Below are 18275 nucleotides of genomic sequence, written 5' to 3'. Positions count from 1 at the left end.
TGCGACTTTTACTGCTTCTCCCCTCCCCGATGCCCAACCTCGACTCTCCTTCTGCCCCCTTGCTCGAAGCCACTGCGCCGCTGCGCCGCCGCCTGGGGCTGGTGCAGGCCACGGCCCTGAACATGATTGACATGGTGGGCATCGGGCCCTTCGTAACGCTGCCGCTGGTGATGGGGTTCATGGGCCCGAATTTTCTGCTGGCCTGGGTGGTGGGCGCGGCCCTGAGCCTGGTAGACGGGCTGATTTGGAGCGAACTTGGCGCGGCCTACCCCGAAGCCGGCGGCTCCTACCGCTTCCTGAAGCTGGCTTATGGCGAGCAAAGCTGGGGCCGGCTAATGTCGTTTTTGTACGTGTGGCAGACGCTGGTGCAGGCTCCGCTGGTGGTGGCTTCGGGCGCTATTGGCTTTGCGCAGTACTTCGGCTACCTGGTGCCGCTCACTGAGTGGTGGCAGCCCAAGATGGTTTCGGGCGTGGTAGTGCTGCTGCTGATTGCGCTGCTCTACCGCCGCATCGAGGACGTGGGGCGACTGGGCGTGCTGCTGTGCGTGGGCGTGCTGGGACTCATGGGCTGGCTGATTTTCGGCGGCCTCACGCACGCCACGCATTCTGTGCAGTGGCTGCCAACCGGGGGCATAGGCGCGCTGCCTGGCGTGCTGATGTCGGTGGCTATGGGCCAGGCCACCGTCAAAACCATTTATAGCTACCTCGGCTACTACAACGTGTGCCACCTGGGTGGCGAGGTAAAAGAGCCGCACAAGCTGATTCCGCGCAGTATTTTCCTGAGTATTCTGGGCATTATGGCGCTGTACCTGCTGCTGAACTGGAGCGTAGGATCAGTGATTCCCTGGGCTGAAGCCCGCCACTCCGAGTTCATCGTCAGCACGTTTGTAGAGCGGCTGTACGGCGCAGTTGCCGCCAAAGCCGCTACGGCCTTGGTGCTGTGGGTGGCGTTTGCGTCCCTGTTTGCGGTGCTGCTGGGCTACTCGCGCATCCCCTACGCTGCCGCTGCCGACGGCGAGTTTCTGCCCATCTTCGCCAAAACGCACCCTACCAAGCAGTTTCCGCACGTTTCGCTGCTGCTGCTGGGCGGTATGGGCTTCGTGTTTAGCCTGCTGTTCAAACTAGGCGAAGTCATTTCCGCCATCCTGGCCATGCGGATCCTGGTGCAGTTCGTGGGGCAGGCTGTGGGGCTGGTGCTACTGCGCCGCCGCCGGGGCACGCAGGGTTTGCCATTCCGGATGCCGCTGTATCCGCTGCCGGTGGTGGTGGCCGTGGCGGTATGGCTGTGGGTGTTCTGGAGTATTACGGAGGGTATTGAGCTGCACCTGAGTGGCCGCACGGTGTTCCTGCCGTTTCAGCTGGCCGCCGTGCTGATGATGGGCCTGGGCACGGTGGTGTTTCTGCTCTGGAGCCGCCGCCTGGGCCGCTGGCCGTTCAGGAAGTAGATGGTACCTAGCGCTTTCTGCTAAGCCAGCTGCTTTTCGTAGCAGAAAAACCGTAGCCCCGGCCGAAATGCCAGCGTGATTTCGCCGGCGTAGCGGTAACCCAGCTTTGGGAACAGTTGCTGGGTCGCTTGATTTTCGGAGTTGGTATCTACGCGCAGCACCCGCAGGCCCTGCTGCCGGGCCAGCACTTCAGCCTGGGCCAATAAGCCGGCGGCCAGCCCATGGCCCTGGGCTTGCGGATGCACGGCCAGCCGGTGGGTGACCAGAGCCGGCTCGGCCACGTCCCAATCGGCCTGGGCGTACTCGGCATCTTGGTCGTTGTGGGTGAGGGCGGCTACGGCGGCCACGCGGCCGTCCAGTTCCGCTACCCACAGGTGCTGCCGCTCAATGTCGCGCTGGAAGACAGCTTCGTTGGGGTACTCAACCGTCCACTGCCAGTTACCGGCCGCGTTCATCAGCGGCACCACCTGCCGGATAAGGTCGAGAATGGTCGGCAAATCGGCAGCGGTAGCGAGGCGGGGCATCTTGTTGGGGTGATGAAGTAATGAAATAATAAGAAAAAAGGGTGTCATCCTGAACGCAGTAAAGGACCTTGTCAAGCAGGAACGAGTCGTTGATACGCTTGTCGTTCCTGCTTGATAAGGTCCTTTACTGCGTTCAGGATGACAGATAAAACCGCGCCGTTACCCCCGCCGCAACACTTCGGCGGCTTCCTTGGCGAAGTAGGTGAGGATAGCATCGGCACCGGCGCGTTTGATGCTGGTGAGGACTTCCATCATCGTCTTTTCGCCGTCGAGCCAGCCGTTCTGGGCAGCAGCCTTCACCATGGCGTACTCGCCCGATACGTTGTAGGCCGTCACGGGCAGGTGGGTATTGTCGCGCACTTCCCGAATCACGTCGAGGTAGCTCAGGGCCGGCTTGATCATCACCATATCGGCGCCTTCCAACTCGTCGAGGGCCAGCTCGCGCAGGGCTTCGCGGCGGTTGGCGGGGTTCATCTGATAGCTTTTCTTGTCGCCTTTCTTGGGAGCAGAGTCCAGCGCGTCGCGGAAAGGACCGTAGAAAGCGGAAGCGTATTTGGCCGTGTAGCTCATGATGCTGACGTGGGCAAATGCGTTCTGGTCGAGCACTTCCCGGATCCAGGCCACGCGCCCGTCCATCATGTCGCTCGGTCCGATGATGTCACTGCCGGCGCGGGCCTGGGCCAGGGCCATCTGGCCCAGCACCTCCAGGGTAGCGTCATTGAGAATCTCGCCCGACTCGGCATCCACCACGCCGTCGTGACCATCGGAGGAATAAGGGTCCATGGCCACGTCGGTCATCAGCACTACCTCCGGAAACTGCCGCTTAATATTGGCCACTGTTTTCAGGTACAGCCCCTCGGGATTAGCCGATTCGCGGGCCAGCCGGTCCTTTAGCGCCTCGTTGATGCCGGGGAATGGCGCGAAGGTTTTAATACCCAGCTCCACGCAGCGCCCGATTTCATCGATAATCGTATCGGCCGAGTAGCGGTACACGCCCGGCATGGAGTGGATTTCCACCTGCTGACTCTGGCCCTCAATCAGGAACAGCGGATAAATAAAATCGTGAACAGTAAGGTGGGTTTCCTGCACCATGTCGCGGATAACCGAGGATTTGCGGTTGCGGCGCGGGCGGTGCGTGGGCAGCTGGGGCATACAAAAAAGTCAGTTGGTAAGACGGGATAGAACAACCAAAGCAAAGGTAAGGTTGCCGGCCGGGTAGCCGGTACCGGACCAGCTGGTGGGCATCACATGTTAAAAAACTCCTGAAAAATCTCCAGCCAGGCGTGCTTGCCCCCGATGCCCAGCACCACGAAGTAATAGCCCAGCAGCACCACCACGGCCCCCACGCCCAGTCCCAGCCAGCCGCCCAGTGCCAGACCTGCCACCACGCCGCCTACTATCAGCAGTGCCCCCAGCACTACATGCAGCGCATCGTGCCGGGTTGGGTTCTGGGGCCGGGTTACGGCAGTGGTTTCAGTAGTCCGCCGTGGCACCGTCTGTTGTCGGAAAGCTGTAGTAAGGCGGGGGCGCGGTGCTCGGCCCGTAACCGGCTGCGGCATCTGCCGGGCTGTAGCCGATGAAATAGCCGGCTCAGGTATTACAGCTAATGTGGTAGCCGCGGTGCTGGCCGCTTCGGCCACAGGCTGGGCCACCGGGTTGCTGGTAGCCGTCGGAGCGGAGCGAAAGGAAAAGGCGGTCTGCTCGCTGCGGCAGCTGCTCAGGAGTAGCACCGCCACCCACCAGCGGAACCGGATAGTTGTTTGCATAGCCCGAAGGTAGACACAAACTATTGGTGCTTTCAAGCTGCTGCCTGGGGCAAGGCTGTTGGCTGCGTACAAAAAAAAACCGCCGCGCCGTACCCGACAACGGGAAACAGCACGGCGGCAAGGGGTACTATGAGGGGAGCGGTAAAGCAGGGTAAATGCCGCGCCAGTCAGGGCTACTGCTGGCGGAAGGAGGCCGCTTCGGTGGTCGTCATCACCACGCGGGTAGCTTGCGGACCCTGCGAATCGTGCAGCAGCAGCACTGTGCTGGCCGAGTCGGAAGGGAAGGACGTTATGGCTCCGAAGGTACGGGGTACAAATGTGGGACGGCTGGTCTGGCAGCTGGCCAGCAGGCTGATAACGCCACAGAATAAAAACACCCGAAGAGTACACATAACGGTAAAGTTTTGAGGAAGTAATGCATCAAAGGTACCGTGGGTGGCCGGCCCTCCGGCTGCTTCTTCGGTCAACCGGCTACGGTCGGCGGCCAGTGCGTCGGTTTTGTCGGCGGGGTATGGTAGGAGCTGGTGAATGGTAGCCCATACACGCCGAACGACCTACCGGGCGGGCAGGTCGTTCGATTATAAAAAGCGGATCAGGATACCGGAAACGCCTAGAACTCCCGGATTACCTGCTCAATAATGTCGCAGGCTTTGTGGAGCTGGTCTTCGGTAATCACCAGCGGCGGGGCGAAGCGGATAATGTCGCCGTGGGTAGGCTTAGCCAGCAGGCCGCGCTCCATCAGCGTCACGCACACGTCCCAGGCCGTGCGCCCATCGGCCGTGGGCTTGATAACCACCGCATTGAGCAGGCCCTTGCCGCGCACCAGCTCAATCACCTCCGGCCGCTGCTGCTGCAGGCGGCGCATCCGTTCCCGGAATACTTCGCCCAGAGCCTTAGCGTTCTGCGCCAGCTTTTCCTCGAGTAGCACGTCCAGCGCAGCACGCAGCACTACTGAGGCCAGCGGGTTACCACCGAAAGTAGAGCCATGCTGCCCGGGCTGGATGGTGAGCATGATTTCGTTGCGGGACAGCACGGCCGATACCGGCAGTACGCCGCCGCTCAGTGCCTTCCCCAAAATCAGGATATCGGCGTGAACCCCCTCGTAGCATACCGCCAGCAACTCGCCGGTGCGGCCCAGGCCGGTCTGAATTTCATCGGCAATAAACAGTACGTTGTGCACCTTGCACAAAGCCGCCGCCTTAGCCAGATACCCATCGGTGGGTACCATCACGCCGGCTTCACCCTGAATGGGCTCTACCAGGAAACCGCAGACGTGCGGGTCTTTCAGAGCCTCGGCCAACGCTTCCAAATCATCATAAGGCACCACCTGATAGCCCGGCATATAGGGCCCGAAGCCGCCGGTCGAGTCGCCATCGGTGCTGAAGGAGATGATGCCGGTAGTGCGGCCGTGAAAGTTGTGCTCGGCTACCAGAATGCGGGCCTGATTGGGAGCAATACCCTTCTCCTGGTAGCCCCACTTGCGGGCCAGTTTGAGGGCCGTTTCCACCGCCTCGGCTCCGGAGTTCATCAGCAGAGCCTTGTCATAGTTGAACAGCTCACACAGCTGCTTCTCGGCCGCGCCCAGCTGGTCGTTGAAGAAGGCACGGCTCGTGAGCGTGAGCTTCCGGGCCTGCTCCGTCAGGGCCCCGATGATGCGGGGGTGGCAATGGCCCTGGTTCACGGCCGAGTACGCCGAGAGGAAATCGACATATCGCTTGCCTTCCACGTCCCAGAGGTAAACGCCTTCACCCCGGCTCAGCACCACGGGCAGCGGATGATAGTTATGGGCACCGTACTGGTCCTCCAGGGCCATCAGCTCCTGGCTGCGGCTGTGGGTAGTGGTGTCGGAAACGGCGGGGTGGGACGACGACGACATAAGTGGGAAGAAATTGAGGTTGGAGGTGTTCAAAGCTACGGAAAACCGGAGCGGCTATTGGCGAGGGACTACTCGGGGCGGGCGGCTAGCTTTTCCTCCAGGTTCCAGTATTTGCCCAGGTAATTGCCTTCCTCCCGGCCATCAGTGTGTAATAGCAACCAGTCATGCACAGCGGCTTCCACGAATTCTACCGGAAGCTGGGTATTCTGCTGGCTGGAGCCGGCGCGCAGAATCCAGCCCCGCAGCTGCCGGCCCTGCCAGGTTTCTACGGCTATTACTACCAACTCGGGCGTTGCGGCTTCGTTCAGTACGCGGGCCGTAAGGTAGAGGCGGGCGGTAGGGGGCAGGCCCTGCTGAAACCGTTGCCGGGCTGTGCCCAAAGTGCGCTGGGCTTCCCGCAACGGCAGCGTTGGCAGGGGCTCCGCCGATGACTGGGCTACCCGTGTCACCAGCCAAGTCAGCGTAGCCGGTAGTGTCTGCTGGGCTATTGCTGCAAACGATGACAGGACAAGGAACAAAGGAAGAAGCCGGATGAGGTGCATACGATACGGAGGGCCGGCCGCCGGAACACGGGCCGCACCTGTTGGTAGAGTAAGATACAAACAACTGCTGGCTTCGGTTACCACCTAGCTGTTGGCCCGTTGCGTATCTTGCGGCTTCATCCGATTTTACGTTTCGTGCCTTCAGCCGCTCCTCAGCCCCTCCAGCCCGGCGACTTCTATTTCACTCCGGAAGGATACATGGTATTCACCGAACAGTACCATCGGCGGCGCGGCTCCTGCTGCGGCAACGGTTGCCGGCACTGCCCATGGCAGGCGGCGCGCGACAAAAAGAAGGCGAATTCGGGCCCGAAACAGGGCTAACCCGCTATTTTCCAGCCCTTGGGTTTGCTTCTATCGAAATACTTCGGATATTTGCGTCCCTTTTTCTAGCATTGAAACCTCTAAGCTCCTAATATCATGGCCCGAGTTTGTGATCTGACCGGCAAGCGTACCCGCGTAGGCAACAACGTTTCGCACGCCAACAACAAAACCAAGCGCAAGTTCTACCCGAACCTGCAGAAGAAGCGGTTTTACATCCCCGAGCAAGATGCCTGGGTTACGCTGAAAGTAGCTACCAGCACCATCCGCACCATCAACAAGAACGGCATCATGTCGGTCCTGAAGAAGGCGAAGGAGCAGGGCTTCATCGTTTACTAGTCTTCTCTTTCCGGAGAAACCAGTCGGTTTTTTTGCGCGAAGCTTCCGCGGCCCGTGTGTTCTTTCTGGAGCACGCAGGTGGCGGAAGCTTCGCGTTGTTGTAGGTGGGGTAGCCTTGCATTACTTTCGGGGCAAAGACCGATACTGAGCGCGCAACGTGTGCGGCGCGGGCTGGTCTTTGCTCTGCTATGCGCTACTCCCTGCTTACCTCTCGCCTCCGGCTGCTACTACTGACCGGTCTGCTGGCCGCTGCCGCGCCTGCTGTTCAGGCCCAACGGGCCGCTGGCCCCAACCGGCCCGCCGATTTCCTTGACCCCAGCTTCCATAAGCAGCGACGGGAGTTGTTGCGCCAAGCCCTGCCGGCCCGCTCAGTGGCGGTGTTGTTTGCCGCCCCCGTGCGCAACCGCGCCAACGATGTTGATTTCGTTTACCACCAGAGCCCGGACTTCTACTACCTCACCGGTTACGAGGAGCCCGAGGCCGTACTGGTGCTGTTCAAGGAGCCGCAGACCATTCAGGGCCAGGCGGGCGTGACGGAGGCCCTGTTTGTGCAGCCCCGCGACCCGAAAGCCGAACAGTGGACCGGGCGCCGTCTGGGCACCGAAGGCACGAAGCGGGAGTTGCAGATGCAGTTTGTGGCCGACAACAAGGAGTTTGCCACGGCCGGCATCAAATGGGCCGACTTCATTACGGTGCATTTCCTGGAACTCCCCACGGACGTGCGCGACAATTCCCGCGACCCGGCCGACCTGTTCAACCTGGTAGCCACATTCCGGCAGCAGGCCGCTGTACCGGCCGATTTCAACCCGCGCCAAGCGGAGCTGTATGCCAGCATAGAGCGCTACGGGGTGGCCAACGCTGCCAGCCTGAAGCCCTATCTCGAAAACCTGAGTAAGCAGATTCCAGCCCTGGCTCAGGATAAGTATATTCAGAACTACCTCAGAGCCACGACCGATGCTGAGCGCCAGAAAGCCGTAGCAGCCCGCCCTGTAACTCGTTTTGATATGAGTACGCTTGATGAGGCGCTGGACCGGTTGCGGGGCGTGAAGACCGCACCCGAGCTGGCTCTGCTCCGCCGGGCGGTGCGCATCAGTGCCGTGGGCCAGCAGGAAGTGATGAAAGCCACCCGGCCTGACATGGGCGAAATGGAATTACAGGGCCTGCACGAGTATGTGTACAAAAAATACGGGGCCGAGTTCGAGGGGTACCCCAGTATTGTGGGGGCCGGGGCCAATGGCTGCGTGCTGCACTACATTGCCAACGATAAGCCCAAAGTTCAGAACGAGTTGTTGCTAATGGACTGCGGCGCGGAGTACCACGGCTATACCGCCGATGTTACCCGCACTATTCCACCCAGCGGGAAGTTCAGCCCCGCCCAGCGGCAGATTTACGAGCTGGTACTGGCCGCTCAGGAAGCGGGGTTTGCGGCCTGTAAGCCCGGTGCCGACTTCCAGGCCCCCGACAAAGCCGCCCGGCAGGTAGTAACTGACGGCTTGCTGAAGCTGGGCCTCATCAAGAAGCCGGAAGAAGCCCGGACCTACTTCCCGCATGGCACCAGCCACCACCTCGGCCTTGATGTGCATGACCGGGGCAGCAATGGCCCGCTGCAGGCCGGTCATGTCATTACCGTGGAGCCCGGTATCTACATCCCCGAAGGCAGCCCCTGCGACAAAAAGTGGTGGAACATCGGTGTGCGCATCGAAGACGATGTGCTGATTACCGAAAAAGGATACGAAAACCTGTCGCGCGAAGCCCCGCGCACCGTGGCCGAAGTGGAGGCTATGATGGCCAAGCCCAGTGCCCTTGATGATTTTAAGCTGCCGGAATTGCGTTGAACCTAGGAAAAGATAAAAATTGCGAGCCGCTGGCTGTCAGCTTCTAACCAGGCCTAAAAGGCTGAATGAAGCAAGGTATCGGCTTTATTCAGCTTCCTGGCAAGCTGCAATCAGCTGAAAAATAGTGACAGCTTTGCCTAACACCTTAGAGCTAATAGCTTTATTCTGTTTGACTTTTCCGAAAGTCCTTGTACCTTTGCAGTCCTTAATCCCAAAACCCCCGTCGAGATGGCTAAGAAAGGCAACCGGGTGCAGGTAATCCTTGAATGCACTGAGCATAAGAACTCGGGGCAGCCGGGCACCTCGCGCTACATCACCACCAAGAACCGTAAGAACACGCCTGAGCGTATTGAGTTGAAGAAATTCAACAATGTGCTCAAGAAGATGACTGTTCACAAGGAAATCAAGTAATCTGAACAATGGCTAAGAAAGTAGTAGCAACCCTGAAAACCGCTACCGGCAAGGACTGGGCAAAAGTCATCCGTGCTGTGAAATCGGAAAAAACTGGCGCTTACACCTTCCGCGAAGAGATGGTGCCCGTTGACAAAGTGCAGGAATATATTTCCACCGGCGTTAAGTAGTCGGGTGCCCTCGTGGCCGCTTGATTCGAAGTGAAGAAGTCCCGCCATCGTGGGACTTTTTTGCGTTGTAGCGCGAAGCTCCAGCTTTGCGCCCTGTTGGAAGGCCTGCCCGCTGGCTTCTCAACTTCAGCAACGATGCGCGAAGCTGGAGCTTCGCGCTACATCCTGACCGCATGGGACTTTTCGATTTTTTCAAGAAGGATAAGGAAAGCAAGGAGCAGCAGCAGGCCCTCGATGAAGGTCTGCAGAAAACCAAGACCAGCTTTTTTGACCAGCTCAGCAAAGCCGTGGTGGGTAAAGCCACCGTGGACGAGGCCGTGCTCGACGAGTTAGAAACCATGCTCGTGCACGCCGATGTGGGCATCGACACCACGGTGAAGGTTATTGACCGCATCGAGAAGCGTGTGGCCCGCGACAAGTACGTGAGCACCTCGGAGTTGGACCGCATCCTGCGCGAGGAAATTGTGGAGTTGTTGGACCGCAACAGCGGCGCCACCGGCTCCCGCGCCATCCTCGACCGGCCCGATAGTCCCGGCTCGCCCTTCGTGATTATGGTGGTAGGCGTGAACGGCGTGGGCAAAACCACGACGATTGGTAAGCTGGCCCACCGTTTCCACAGCGCGGGCAAGAAGGTGGTGCTCGGTGCCGCCGATACGTTCCGCGCTGCGGCCGTGGATCAGCTCATCATCTGGGGCCAGCGGGTGGGCGTGCCCGTCATTTCGCACGGCATGAACACCGACCCGGCCTCCGTGGCCTACGACGCGGTGCAGAAAGGTGTGGAAATGGGGGCCGACGTGGTGATTATCGACACGGCCGGTCGTCTGCATAACAAGGTGAACCTGATGAACGAGTTGAGCAAGATCAAGCGCGTGATGCAGAAGGTGATTCCAGATGCGCCGCACGAGGTGCTGCTGGTGCTCGATGGCAGCACCGGACAGAATGCCTTCCTGCAGGCCAAGGAGTTCACCAAAGCCACCGAGGTATCGGCCCTGGCCATCACCAAGCTCGACGGCACGGCCAAGGGCGGCGTAGTAATCGGCATCTCGGATCAGCTCCAGGTGCCCGTGCGCTACATTGGCGTGGGGGAAAAGATGACCGACTTGCAGCTGTTTGACCGGACGACGTTCGTGAATTCGCTGTTTAAGAAGTAGGCACAAGAACTATTAGAGCTAATGGCAGCCTCCCGACTCATCAGAGCCGGGAGGCTGCCATTTTTCTTTTGATAAGTTTGGCCGGCTACTATCACTTAACACCCCTATTATGAAGAGCCCTTTAGACTGGCTGCGCCGTTCGAAACCAGCTCCCAACCTGGAAACGCTGGCATTTCGGGATACGCTGTTTGGCGATGCTCCCGCCGAGCAGTGGCCTACGGCTACCTCACCCAGTCAGAATGCAGAACCTTGGCAGTGGTTTGTGCAGGCCCGGGAAGCCTCCCGGCGTGGGCACGCAGACCGTGCCGAGCAGCTGTTGCGGCAGGTACTGAGCACCCCGAATCTGGAAGTCCGCCACTACTTGCAGGCCTGGGCGGCCCTGAGTAGCCACAGCGTGTTGCCCGGAGCAACAGAAGCCAAGCAGGTGCTGGGGGTGGTAGTAGAAGTGGCCCTTACGCAAGGCCCCGATGTGGTAGCCGCCTACACCGATGGCTCGGCGCGCTACCTGAACCAGAGCGGCAAAATCATCATCTGGGAGAAACCTGACTCCTCCCTTGATCAACTGGTCAGCACGTTGCTGGCCGCGGGGCAGCAGGTGGCCAGCCAGATTGGCCCCTGGGAAGGGGAGCGGCCGGCTCCACCTACCGGCAACACGGCCCGCGTAAGCTTTCTGACGCCTTCGGGGCTGCATTTTGGCGAAGGCCCGATGGACGTTCTTTGGCAGGATGCGCTGGCCCACCCGGTATTGGCAGCGGCACAGGCTCTGATGATAGCCCTCATGGAGAAAAGCCAGCCCGGCATCACCCTCTCAAGCTAAGTTCGCAAGTCGCGGCTGGCACAAAGAAACTTCCTCAGTAGGAAAAGGCGTTGCCGCCTGCGTACCTTTGCGGTCCGATTTTCGTCGCGGGCCGTAGCGGGCAAGTTTCTCACTGATAAGAAATTGCTCGGCCGCCCGCCTACTCAATCCAGCATGAAAGTAAGAAGCCAGCAGGCCAATAAAGTCAACGTCATCACCCTCGGCTGCTCCAAGAACATCGTGGACTCGGAGGTGCTCATGGGCCAGCTCCGCGCCAACCAGTTTGAGGTGACGCACGAAGCCGAGAAGAGCGACGCCAACATCGTCATCATCAACACCTGCGGCTTTATTGACAACGCCAAGCAGGAAAGCATCGATACGATCCTGCGCTACGCCGACGAGAAGGACGCCGGCCGTCTGGAGAAGCTCTACGTGACGGGCTGCCTCTCCCAGCGCTACAAGGACGACCTAGAGGTGGAAATTCCGCAGGTGGATGCCTTCTTCGGGACCCTGGAGCTGCCGCAGCTGATGAAAACGCTGGAGGCCGACTACATGCACGAGCTGGTGGGCGAGCGGCTGCTGACCACGCCCAAGCACTACGCCTACTTCAAGATTGCCGAGGGCTGCAATCGGCCCTGCTCGTTCTGCGCCATCCCCCTGATGCGCGGCAAGCACATGGACCGCCCTATCGAGGACCTGGTGAAGGAAGCCAACCGCCTCGCTAGTATGGGCACCAAGGAGTTGATTCTGATTGCCCAGGACCTGACCTACTACGGCCTGCAGCACTACGGCGAGCGGAAGCTGGCCGATTTGCTCCGCCACCTGTCCGACGTGAACGGCATCGACTGGATCCGGCTGCAGTACGCCTACCCCTCGCAGTTCCCAATGGATGCCCTGGACGTGATGAACGAACGGGACAACATCTGCAAGTACCTGGATATGCCCCTGCAGCATATTTCGGATAACATGCTGAAAACCATGCGCCGCGGCATCAGCAAGCGCCGCACGGTGGAGTTGGTGGACACTATCCGCCAGCGGGTGCCGGGCATTGCGCTGCGCACCACGCTCATTGCCGGCCACCCCGGCGAAACGCAGCAGGATTTCGAGGACCTCTACAACTTCGTGGAGGAAACCCGCTTTGACCGCTTGGGCATTTTCACCTACTCGCACGAGGATAATACCCACTCCTTCACGCTCGAAGACGACGTACCGGCCGAAGTAAAGCAGGACCGCGCCGACCAGATTATGGAGCTGCAGCAGGGCATTTCGATGGAGCTGAACGAGGAGCGCGTGGGCCAGACCCATAAGGTGCTGTTCGACCGCAAGGAAAGCGGCTATTTCGTGGGCCGCACCCAGTACGACTCGCCCGAAGTGGACAACGAAGTGCTGGTGCCCGCCACCAAAGACACCTACGTGCGCCTTGGCGACTTTGCCCAGGTGCAGATTACTGAGGCCTCAGACTTCGACCTATACGGCAAGCTGGTGTAGGCTTTTTTGAGCTGTTAGCTTACAGCTGTTGGCTGTTGACTGGTGAGAGGCGTACCTGCCTTGCCAGCTGACAGCCAATTGCTTTTAAGGGTTTTTGCCAAGCTTGGAGAGCTAGCAGCTAACAGCTAAAAGCCAACAGCCCAAAAAATACCCAGTTACTTTGTGGCCGCTGGCCGGTTATAGCCCGATTATCCTCCTCTCGTATGTCCGTCACGACTCTTTCGTACGCCGCAACCGGCGCGTTTTCCTCGTTGCTCACTGATTATCTGGGCCAGGCAGAAGCGCTGCAGCCCTTCTACCACCGCTTCCCCACGCTGGCTGCCTTCGAGGAGCAAATTCGGGAGAAGCAAACCCAGTACACGCCCGCGGCCCGGCAGCGGCTGGTAGCCGAGCTGCAGCGGCAGTACGCCGCGCTGCCCGCGGTGCACCCGGCGGTGCAGGCTAATCTGAAGCTGCTGGCGAAGGACACGACGTTCACCATCACCACCGGCCACCAGCTCAACCTGCTGACGGGGCCGCTGTACTTCATCTATAAGATTGTAACGGCCGTGAAGCTGGCCCGCCAGCTGAAGCAGCAGTACCCGCAGTACGATTTCGTGCCGGTGTACTGGATGGCCACCGAAGACCACGACTTCGCCGAAATCAACCACCTGAACCTGTTCGGCAAAAAGTACGAGTGGAACGCCGCCGACCAGGGCGGGCCGGTGGGCCGGTTGCCGCTAATGGGCCTGAAAGAGGAGCTGCTCGACCAGCTGCCCGCCGATGTGCCGACGCTGTTCCGGGAGGCCTATGAGCAGTCGAGCACCTTGGCCGAAGCCACCCGCCGCCTGACGCACGACCTGTTCGGGGAGTACGGGCTGGTGAGCTTGGATGCTGACGCGCCGGCGTTGAAGCAGGCGCTGGTGCCGGTGCTGGAGCAGGAAATCCAGGCCCAAGCCTCCAACCAGGCCGTGCAGCAGGCCAACGCCCGCCTCGAAGCTGCCGGCTACAAGCCCCAGGTGTACTCGCGCCCCCTCAACCTGTTCTACCTCACCGACGGCGGCAAGCGGGAGCGGCTGGAGTACGACGCGGCCCAGGACTGCGTGCAGATTACGGTGCGCAACACCGGCCGCTGCCACACCCAGCAGGAGCTACTGGCGCTGGCTCAGGAGCACCCCGAGCAGTTCAGCCCCAACGTGGTGCTGCGGCCCCTGTACCAAGAGCTGCTGCTGCCCAATCTCTGTTACATCGGGGGTGGGGCGGAGGTGGCCTACTGGTTCCAGCTGAAAGGCGTGTTCGAGCAAAACCAGGTGCCGTTCCCCATTCTGCTGCCCCGCAACTCGGCCCAGTACGTGGGCAAGGCCAACGCTGGCAAGCTGCACAAGCTTGGCCTCACCTCGCTGGACGTCTTCCGGCCGCTGCCCGAGCTGAAAAAGCAGGTGGGCGCTACGCTGGGCCAGGAAGAAGTGAGCCTGCAGCAGCAGCAGCAGCAGCTAGCCGCCGCCTTCCAGCAGATGGCGGACCTGGCCCAGCGCCTCGACCCCACGCTGGTGCGCACCGTGGCCGCCGAGCAGCAGAAGGTGGCTGGCATTGTGCAGGGCCTGGAAAAGCGCCTGAGCAAAGCTGCCGAAGCCAAGCACGAAACCGCCTATACCCAGCTCACGGCCCTCAAAGACAAGCTGATGCCCAACGGCCACCTGCAGGAGCGCGAAGACAACGTGCTGAGCATCCTCATCAACAACCCCGGCTTTATCGGGCAGCTTTTGGATGCCTTCGACCCGCTGGCCCTGGAGTTTACGGTGCTGGAGGAGGAGTAGAAAACAGCTGTTGCAGCTAGTTGGAAAGCAACTGATGCCAATAAATAACGTCATGCTGAGCTTGCCGAAGCATCTCTACCGCTTCGTTAGATTGCTACAACGGAGCGGTAGAGATGCTTCGGCAAGCTCAGCATGACGGTTTCGGATACCTTGTAAACAGCTGCTGGCAACCATCGGCCACTGGCGGGGCTCTGGGGGAGAGTTGTTCTACTCTTCTCCAACTCCTCATTTCTGATGGCGGCTATCCGACGTTACTGTTTCTCTGTTTCCTGGCTGCGGAAGGTGGCCGGTGGGCTGCTAGTGGGGCTGTTGCCCTTGGCGGCCACCGGCCAGACGCTGACCGGCACCCTTACCGCCGGCCCCGCGGCCGGTCCGGTGTCGTATGCTAACCTGGGCATTCCGGGCAAGAGCGTGGGCACCGTAACCGATGAGCACGGGGCTTACCAGCTGGCCTACACGCCGGCCAACCTCACCGATACCGTGTACGTGTCCAGCTTGGGCTACCGGTCGCAACGAGTGCTGCTGCGGGAGCTGGTGGCGCAGCCCAACCGCACGCTGGTGCCCGTGGCCGTACCGCTGGCGGATGTGCGGGTGCAGGCCCCGGGGCTGTACAAGCGCCGCCGCACGCTGGGCTGCACCACTACCTCCCATTCCATCATCTCCAAGCTCAAAGCTGAGCATCTGGGGGCCGAGATGGGCATAGTCGTCTGCCTCAAGCACAAGCCCACCAAGCTGCTGACGGCCCATTTCAACGTGCTATACCAGCAGCCCGATACCCTGCGGTTTCGGGTGAACCTGTACCGCCTGCTGCCCGACGGCCGCCCATCGGGGGAAAAGCTGCTGACTCGCAACCTGTTAGTGAGCACGACGGACAGGGCAAATCCCGAGGCCCCGCTCACCGTGGACCTGACCACGGACCAGCTGGTAGTGGACGAGGATTTCCTGCTGACGCTAGAGTGGGTTGGCGGCGGGGAGGTGGAGCAGGTGAGTAAAAGCCTGGCCTTTTCCAGCGCCCTGGGCTACGGCAAAGGCGACCTGTACTTCCGCAAAACCAGCCAGGATTCCTGGGAGAAACCCTCCGTGGGAGCCAGGTTGGCCGGTATGCAGCCGAAAGTGGGCTTCTACGTGACGGCGCTGGACTGATTGGTTCAGCCAAAAGAAACCAGCCGAAAAAAGTGCCCTGCTGTTTGTATCAGAGGATGGAAAAAATCAGCGTAATCAGTCCAATTCGCGAAAATCTATGACCAAAGCCGAACTCCGCCGCGCCGCCCTGGCCCGCCGCCGCGCCCTGCCCGAAGCCGAAGTGGCCCGGCGTAGCGCCGCGCTGTGGGAACAGCTGCAGGTCGAATTTGTGGTGCCGGAGTGGCAGTGGCTGCACCTGTTTCTGCCCATTCCGCAGCAGCACGAGCCCGATACCTGGCCGCTGATTCGGGCGCTGTGGGCGCAGCAGCCGCATATGCAGCTGGCCGTGCCCGTGGTGCAGCCCGACGGCCACACGCTGCGCCACTTCCACCTTACGCCCGCTACCACGCTGGTAAAAAACCGCTGGGGTATTCCGGAGCCGGTGGGCGCCGCCAAGATTAGCCCCGCCCAGCTGGACGCCGTGCTGATTCCACTGCTGGCTTTCGATGAAGCCGGCCACCGTGTGGGCTACGGCAAAGGCTTCTACGACCGGTTTCTGCAGGAGTGCCGGCCCGATGCGATGCGAATAGGGGTGAGTCTGGAGCCGCCAGTGCCGCGCATTACCGATGCTTGGGCGGGCGACGTACCGTTGAACGCCTGCCTCACGCCGGAGCGGGTGTGGTGGTTCTAGGCCGACTTGTATATTAGAGGCTATGTCGTCCGCTCCGCCCTGCTTGCTATCTGGCCGTTCCCGCCGCGCCCCGCGCCGGCTGATGCCGCCTGATATGACCCCGATGGCCGGTGTAGGCTTTCTGCTGGTGGCGTTTTTCATGCTGAACAGTACGTTGTCCAGATCTACCCTGCTGGAGCTGGCTATGCCGGTGAAGCCAACGCCCACGGCTGAAATACCAAGCCATTGTTGCGGTGGCAGCGCGCTTACGCTGCTGCTGGGGGCCGATAACCGGATTTTCTACTACTGGGGAATGGGGCCGGCCTTCACGGAAGATGGGTTGCATGAAACCAACTTGGGCAGCCGGGGACTGCGCCGGGTGTTGCTGGGCTTTCGTGCGCAGCCCTGCCCGCTGGTCCTCGTGAAGCCCTCCGATAAGGTATCGTACCACCAGCTGGTAGATGTGCTGGATGAGCTGCACATCACCGTCACCACCCAGTATGTGCTGGCCGACCTGACTGCGGCCGACAAGCAACTGCTGGTGGCGGGGCCGTAGCCGCTGCACAATATCAGCTTCTGCCGTAGCGTTGCCTGAATACAACCGTATTCACCTAACCCCCAGCACCGTTATGGCCGACCTCCAGACCGCCGCCCCCGCCGCCAAGGGCACCAAGCCCCGCGCCAAAAAGCACGCCTTCCGCCTCGATATGACCCCGATGGTGGACCTGGCCTTTTTGCTGCTTACGTTCTTCATGCTCACCACTACCTTCAGCAAGCCTACGGTGATGGAAGTGGCTATGCCGGCCAAGGGCTCCGAAACATCGGCCGTGCCGGCTTCCAAAGCCCTGACGCTGCTGCTGGGCAAAGACAGCCGGATTCAGTACTTCTTCGGAGAGAATCCTGGTAAAAATACCTCTGCGGTTCATAGCACTACATTCGCGGCAAATGGTCTACGGAAGCTGCTGCTGCAATTCCGGCAGAAGGCGGGTGGTATGGTGCTCATCAAGGCCACCGACGAGGCTTCCTACCAGAGCATGGTGGACGCGCTGGATGAAATGAATATCACCGATACCAGGAAATACGCTTTGGTAGATCTGGATCAGGCGGATAGAAACCTGCTGGCCACTTACCGCTAGGCTGCCCGCTCACAAATTAAAACCGCCCGCTTCGATGATATCGGGGCGGGCGGTTTATTATTTCTGGGGCGAACTGGCGGAGTCCGGGTGACCAAGGGCCTGAGCGGAGCGGGATGTTGCCGTTTTGCTATGAACGGTGGTTGGCTGAGTGGCTCGCCGCTGGGCGGCCAGCACCTCGCCAATAGAGGCTAGATTGGCTTTCTTCATGAAGCAGGAAAATAAAAGGATAAGACAACATGCAATAGGTAGGGTAGCGGTAAACGGAGCAAAACTTGCCAGCCAAGATAATACAAACCAGGAAAATAAGGCGCGATTTTTTGGTCAGCGGGCTGTGGTGTCAATCTGACTGATGCGTGCCTGACCCCAGGGGGCAATACTGATTTGCACACGCAGGCTGCGCCGCTGATGCAACCTACGGCTCATGGTTTCGGGCACGTAATACCGCTCCAGGCCGTAGCGCAGGCGCAGGCCACGCCGCCATACATCCTGCACCGAGCCACGCAGTACCGCCTGCTGACCAGTAATAGCCGGCCGCGCAGGGTATATTCCTACGGCCTCGTAAGTGCTGTCGGGGCGGGGCGTGAGTAGTACGTAGGCGGCCTGTTTGCGGCGGGGTAGTTCCTCGCCGCGCCATAGGTGGCCTGGTAGCTCGCCAATTTGGTAACGCAGATTCAGGTAGTCGCCATACAGCAGGTCGCGTGGGTCTATGGGTTGGGTCCGGAGCCAGATGCGGCGGCCCAGAGCCTCGGTGGCATAGCCAGCCACCGCTACGCCCAGCACAAACAGCACCTGAGCCAGCACCAGCCACCGCAGCCACACACGGCGGCGCGGCTCCGGCAAATCGGGCAAGGACCCGGCCACGGCGGGCAGTGCAGAAACAGCAGACAAAC

The 18275-nt window shown here is 60.5% G+C and carries 22 protein-coding genes; 14 read left to right on the top strand and 8 right to left on the bottom strand.

Going from position 1 to position 18275, the window contains the following annotated elements; translation table 11 throughout:
- Window positions 1-29 precede the first annotated feature (29 nt).
- Window positions 30-1445 (top strand): APC family permease, encoded by a 1416-nt coding sequence (locus HSW_RS20710; protein WP_052346697.1) that lies wholly within the window; start codon window positions 30-32, stop codon window positions 1443-1445.
- Window positions 1446-1465: 20 nt separating this feature from the next.
- Here the strand turns inward: HSW_RS20710 and HSW_RS20705 are convergent, their stop codons facing one another.
- The 6 genes from HSW_RS20705 to HSW_RS20680 all read right to left on the bottom strand — a co-directional run bounded on the left by HSW_RS20705 (window position 1466) and on the right by HSW_RS20680 (window position 6129).
- On the bottom strand, window positions 1466-1969 hold the full coding sequence (locus tag HSW_RS20705; protein ID WP_044003651.1) for a GNAT family N-acetyltransferase: 504 nt from the start codon (window positions 1967-1969) through the stop codon (window positions 1466-1468).
- Window positions 1970-2128: 159 nt separating this feature from the next.
- Entirely contained in the window at window positions 2129-3121 is a 993-nt protein-coding gene (gene hemB / locus HSW_RS20700) for a porphobilinogen synthase (RefSeq protein ID WP_044003649.1), read from the bottom strand.
- 92 nt (window positions 3122-3213) lie between these two features.
- On the bottom strand, window positions 3214-3735 hold the full coding sequence (locus HSW_RS20695; protein ID WP_044003646.1) for a hypothetical protein: 522 nt from the start codon (window positions 3733-3735) through the stop codon (window positions 3214-3216).
- Window positions 3736-3908: 173 nt separating this feature from the next.
- Window positions 3909-4127 carry a hypothetical protein gene (locus HSW_RS20690; RefSeq protein ID WP_155833088.1) on the bottom strand — a complete coding sequence of 73 codons (219 nt, stop codon included), beginning with the start codon at window positions 4125-4127 and terminating at the stop codon, window positions 3909-3911.
- A 218-nt stretch (window positions 4128-4345) separates the two neighbouring features.
- Window positions 4346-5611, bottom strand: coding sequence for an ornithine--oxo-acid transaminase (gene rocD, locus HSW_RS20685; protein ID WP_044003641.1), 1266 nt, complete (start codon window positions 5609-5611; stop codon window positions 4346-4348).
- A gap of 68 nt (window positions 5612-5679) precedes the next feature.
- Window positions 5680-6129, bottom strand: a complete 450-nt coding sequence (locus HSW_RS20680; RefSeq protein ID WP_044003638.1) for a hypothetical protein — start codon at window positions 6127-6129, stop codon at window positions 5680-5682.
- Between the two features lie 159 nt (window positions 6130-6288).
- On the opposite strand from HSW_RS20680, the gene HSW_RS24625 reads away from it, so the two are divergent.
- From HSW_RS24625 to HSW_RS20625, 13 genes are all read left to right on the top strand, one after another.
- Entirely contained in the window at window positions 6289-6474 is a 186-nt protein-coding gene (locus HSW_RS24625; protein ID WP_071883156.1) for a DUF5522 domain-containing protein, read from the top strand.
- A gap of 96 nt (window positions 6475-6570) precedes the next feature.
- Window positions 6571-6810 carry a 50S ribosomal protein L28 gene (gene rpmB, locus HSW_RS20675; RefSeq protein ID WP_044003635.1) on the top strand — a complete coding sequence of 80 codons (240 nt, stop codon included), beginning with the start codon at window positions 6571-6573 and terminating at the stop codon, window positions 6808-6810.
- Between the two features lie 188 nt (window positions 6811-6998).
- Window positions 6999-8645 carry an aminopeptidase P family protein gene (locus HSW_RS20670; RefSeq protein WP_071883155.1) on the top strand — a complete coding sequence of 549 codons (1647 nt, stop codon included), beginning with the start codon at window positions 6999-7001 and terminating at the stop codon, window positions 8643-8645.
- 228 nt (window positions 8646-8873) lie between these two features.
- Entirely contained in the window at window positions 8874-9056 is a 183-nt protein-coding gene (rpmG, locus tag HSW_RS20665; RefSeq protein WP_022825071.1) for a 50S ribosomal protein L33, read from the top strand.
- An 8-nt stretch (window positions 9057-9064) separates the two neighbouring features.
- Window positions 9065-9226 (top strand): DUF4295 domain-containing protein, encoded by a 162-nt coding sequence (locus tag HSW_RS23650; RefSeq protein WP_071883154.1) that lies wholly within the window; start codon window positions 9065-9067, stop codon window positions 9224-9226.
- A 173-nt stretch (window positions 9227-9399) separates the two neighbouring features.
- On the top strand, window positions 9400-10377 hold the full coding sequence (ftsY, locus tag HSW_RS20660) for a signal recognition particle-docking protein FtsY (RefSeq protein ID WP_044003633.1): 978 nt from the start codon (window positions 9400-9402) through the stop codon (window positions 10375-10377).
- Window positions 10378-10486: 109 nt separating this feature from the next.
- Complete coding sequence (locus HSW_RS20655) at window positions 10487-11194, top strand: hypothetical protein (protein WP_044003631.1); 708 nt, start codon at window positions 10487-10489, stop codon at window positions 11192-11194.
- Window positions 11195-11347: 153 nt separating this feature from the next.
- Window positions 11348-12661: a 30S ribosomal protein S12 methylthiotransferase RimO gene (gene rimO / locus HSW_RS20650; RefSeq protein ID WP_044003629.1), complete on the top strand. Its 1314-nt coding sequence runs from the start codon at window positions 11348-11350 to the stop codon at window positions 12659-12661.
- A 203-nt stretch (window positions 12662-12864) separates the two neighbouring features.
- The gene (gene bshC, locus HSW_RS20645; RefSeq protein ID WP_044003628.1) at window positions 12865-14457 is read left to right on the top strand and encodes a bacillithiol biosynthesis cysteine-adding enzyme BshC; all 1593 of its coding nucleotides are present in this window, start codon (window positions 12865-12867) and stop codon (window positions 14455-14457) included.
- Window positions 14458-14691: 234 nt separating this feature from the next.
- A complete protein-coding gene (locus HSW_RS20640) occupies window positions 14692-15600 on the top strand; it encodes a carboxypeptidase-like regulatory domain-containing protein (RefSeq protein WP_044003625.1) in 909 nt (302 codons plus the stop codon).
- 97 nt (window positions 15601-15697) lie between these two features.
- Complete coding sequence (locus HSW_RS20635) at window positions 15698-16270, top strand: 5-formyltetrahydrofolate cyclo-ligase (RefSeq protein ID WP_044003623.1); 573 nt, start codon at window positions 15698-15700, stop codon at window positions 16268-16270.
- A gap of 22 nt (window positions 16271-16292) precedes the next feature.
- Window positions 16293-16805, top strand: coding sequence for an ExbD/TolR family protein (locus HSW_RS20630; protein WP_071883153.1), 513 nt, complete (start codon window positions 16293-16295; stop codon window positions 16803-16805).
- A 73-nt stretch (window positions 16806-16878) separates the two neighbouring features.
- Entirely contained in the window at window positions 16879-17385 is a 507-nt protein-coding gene (locus HSW_RS20625; protein ID WP_044005315.1) for an ExbD/TolR family protein, read from the top strand.
- Between the two features lie 57 nt (window positions 17386-17442).
- Here HSW_RS20625 and HSW_RS24440 read toward each other — a convergent pair whose 3' ends face one another.
- Together HSW_RS24440 and HSW_RS20620 are read right to left on the bottom strand one after the other, a co-directional pair.
- Window positions 17443-17592 (bottom strand): hypothetical protein, encoded by a 150-nt coding sequence (locus HSW_RS24440; RefSeq protein WP_155833087.1) that lies wholly within the window; start codon window positions 17590-17592, stop codon window positions 17443-17445.
- Window positions 17593-17706: 114 nt separating this feature from the next.
- Complete coding sequence (locus HSW_RS20620) at window positions 17707-18273, bottom strand: GDYXXLXY domain-containing protein (RefSeq protein WP_197031921.1); 567 nt, start codon at window positions 18271-18273, stop codon at window positions 17707-17709.
- Window positions 18274-18275: the final 2 nt, after the last annotated feature.

The organism is Hymenobacter swuensis DY53 (assembly GCF_000576555.1).
GTDB classification, from domain to species: Bacteria; Bacteroidota; Bacteroidia; order Cytophagales; family Hymenobacteraceae; genus Hymenobacter; species Hymenobacter swuensis.
This window is presented reverse-complemented; position numbering and strand designations above follow the sequence as displayed.

Excerpts from the sequence above, each read along its gene's own strand:
- HSW_RS20710 (WP_052346697.1), top strand. The coding sequence starts at position 30 with ATGCCCAACCTCGACTCTCCTTCTGCCCCCTTGCTCGAAGCCACTGCG.
- HSW_RS20705 (WP_044003651.1), bottom strand. The coding sequence starts at position 1,969 with ATGCCCCGCCTCGCTACCGCTGCCGATTTGCCGACCATTCTCGACCTT.
- hemB (WP_044003649.1), bottom strand. The coding sequence starts at position 3,121 with ATGCCCCAGCTGCCCACGCACCGCCCGCGCCGCAACCGCAAATCCTCG.
- HSW_RS20695 (WP_044003646.1), bottom strand. The coding sequence starts at position 3,735 with ATGCAAACAACTATCCGGTTCCGCTGGTGGGTGGCGGTGCTACTCCTG.
- HSW_RS20690 (WP_155833088.1), bottom strand. The coding sequence starts at position 4,127 with ATGTGTACTCTTCGGGTGTTTTTATTCTGTGGCGTTATCAGCCTGCTG.
- rocD (WP_044003641.1), bottom strand. The coding sequence starts at position 5,611 with ATGTCGTCGTCGTCCCACCCCGCCGTTTCCGACACCACTACCCACAGC.
- rpmB (WP_044003635.1), top strand. The coding sequence starts at position 6,571 with ATGGCCCGAGTTTGTGATCTGACCGGCAAGCGTACCCGCGTAGGCAAC.
- HSW_RS20670 (WP_071883155.1), top strand. The coding sequence starts at position 6,999 with ATGCGCTACTCCCTGCTTACCTCTCGCCTCCGGCTGCTACTACTGACC.
- rpmG (WP_022825071.1), top strand. The coding sequence starts at position 8,874 with ATGGCTAAGAAAGGCAACCGGGTGCAGGTAATCCTTGAATGCACTGAG.
- HSW_RS23650 (WP_071883154.1), top strand. The coding sequence starts at position 9,065 with ATGGCTAAGAAAGTAGTAGCAACCCTGAAAACCGCTACCGGCAAGGAC.
- ftsY (WP_044003633.1), top strand. The coding sequence starts at position 9,400 with ATGGGACTTTTCGATTTTTTCAAGAAGGATAAGGAAAGCAAGGAGCAG.
- HSW_RS20655 (WP_044003631.1), top strand. The coding sequence starts at position 10,487 with ATGAAGAGCCCTTTAGACTGGCTGCGCCGTTCGAAACCAGCTCCCAAC.
- rimO (WP_044003629.1), top strand. The coding sequence starts at position 11,348 with ATGAAAGTAAGAAGCCAGCAGGCCAATAAAGTCAACGTCATCACCCTC.
- bshC (WP_044003628.1), top strand. The coding sequence starts at position 12,865 with ATGTCCGTCACGACTCTTTCGTACGCCGCAACCGGCGCGTTTTCCTCG.
- HSW_RS20640 (WP_044003625.1), top strand. The coding sequence starts at position 14,692 with ATGGCGGCTATCCGACGTTACTGTTTCTCTGTTTCCTGGCTGCGGAAG.
- HSW_RS20635 (WP_044003623.1), top strand. The coding sequence starts at position 15,698 with ATGACCAAAGCCGAACTCCGCCGCGCCGCCCTGGCCCGCCGCCGCGCC.
- HSW_RS20630 (WP_071883153.1), top strand. The coding sequence starts at position 16,293 with ATGTCGTCCGCTCCGCCCTGCTTGCTATCTGGCCGTTCCCGCCGCGCC.
- HSW_RS20625 (WP_044005315.1), top strand. The coding sequence starts at position 16,879 with ATGGCCGACCTCCAGACCGCCGCCCCCGCCGCCAAGGGCACCAAGCCC.
- HSW_RS24440 (WP_155833087.1), bottom strand. The coding sequence starts at position 17,592 with ATGAAGAAAGCCAATCTAGCCTCTATTGGCGAGGTGCTGGCCGCCCAG.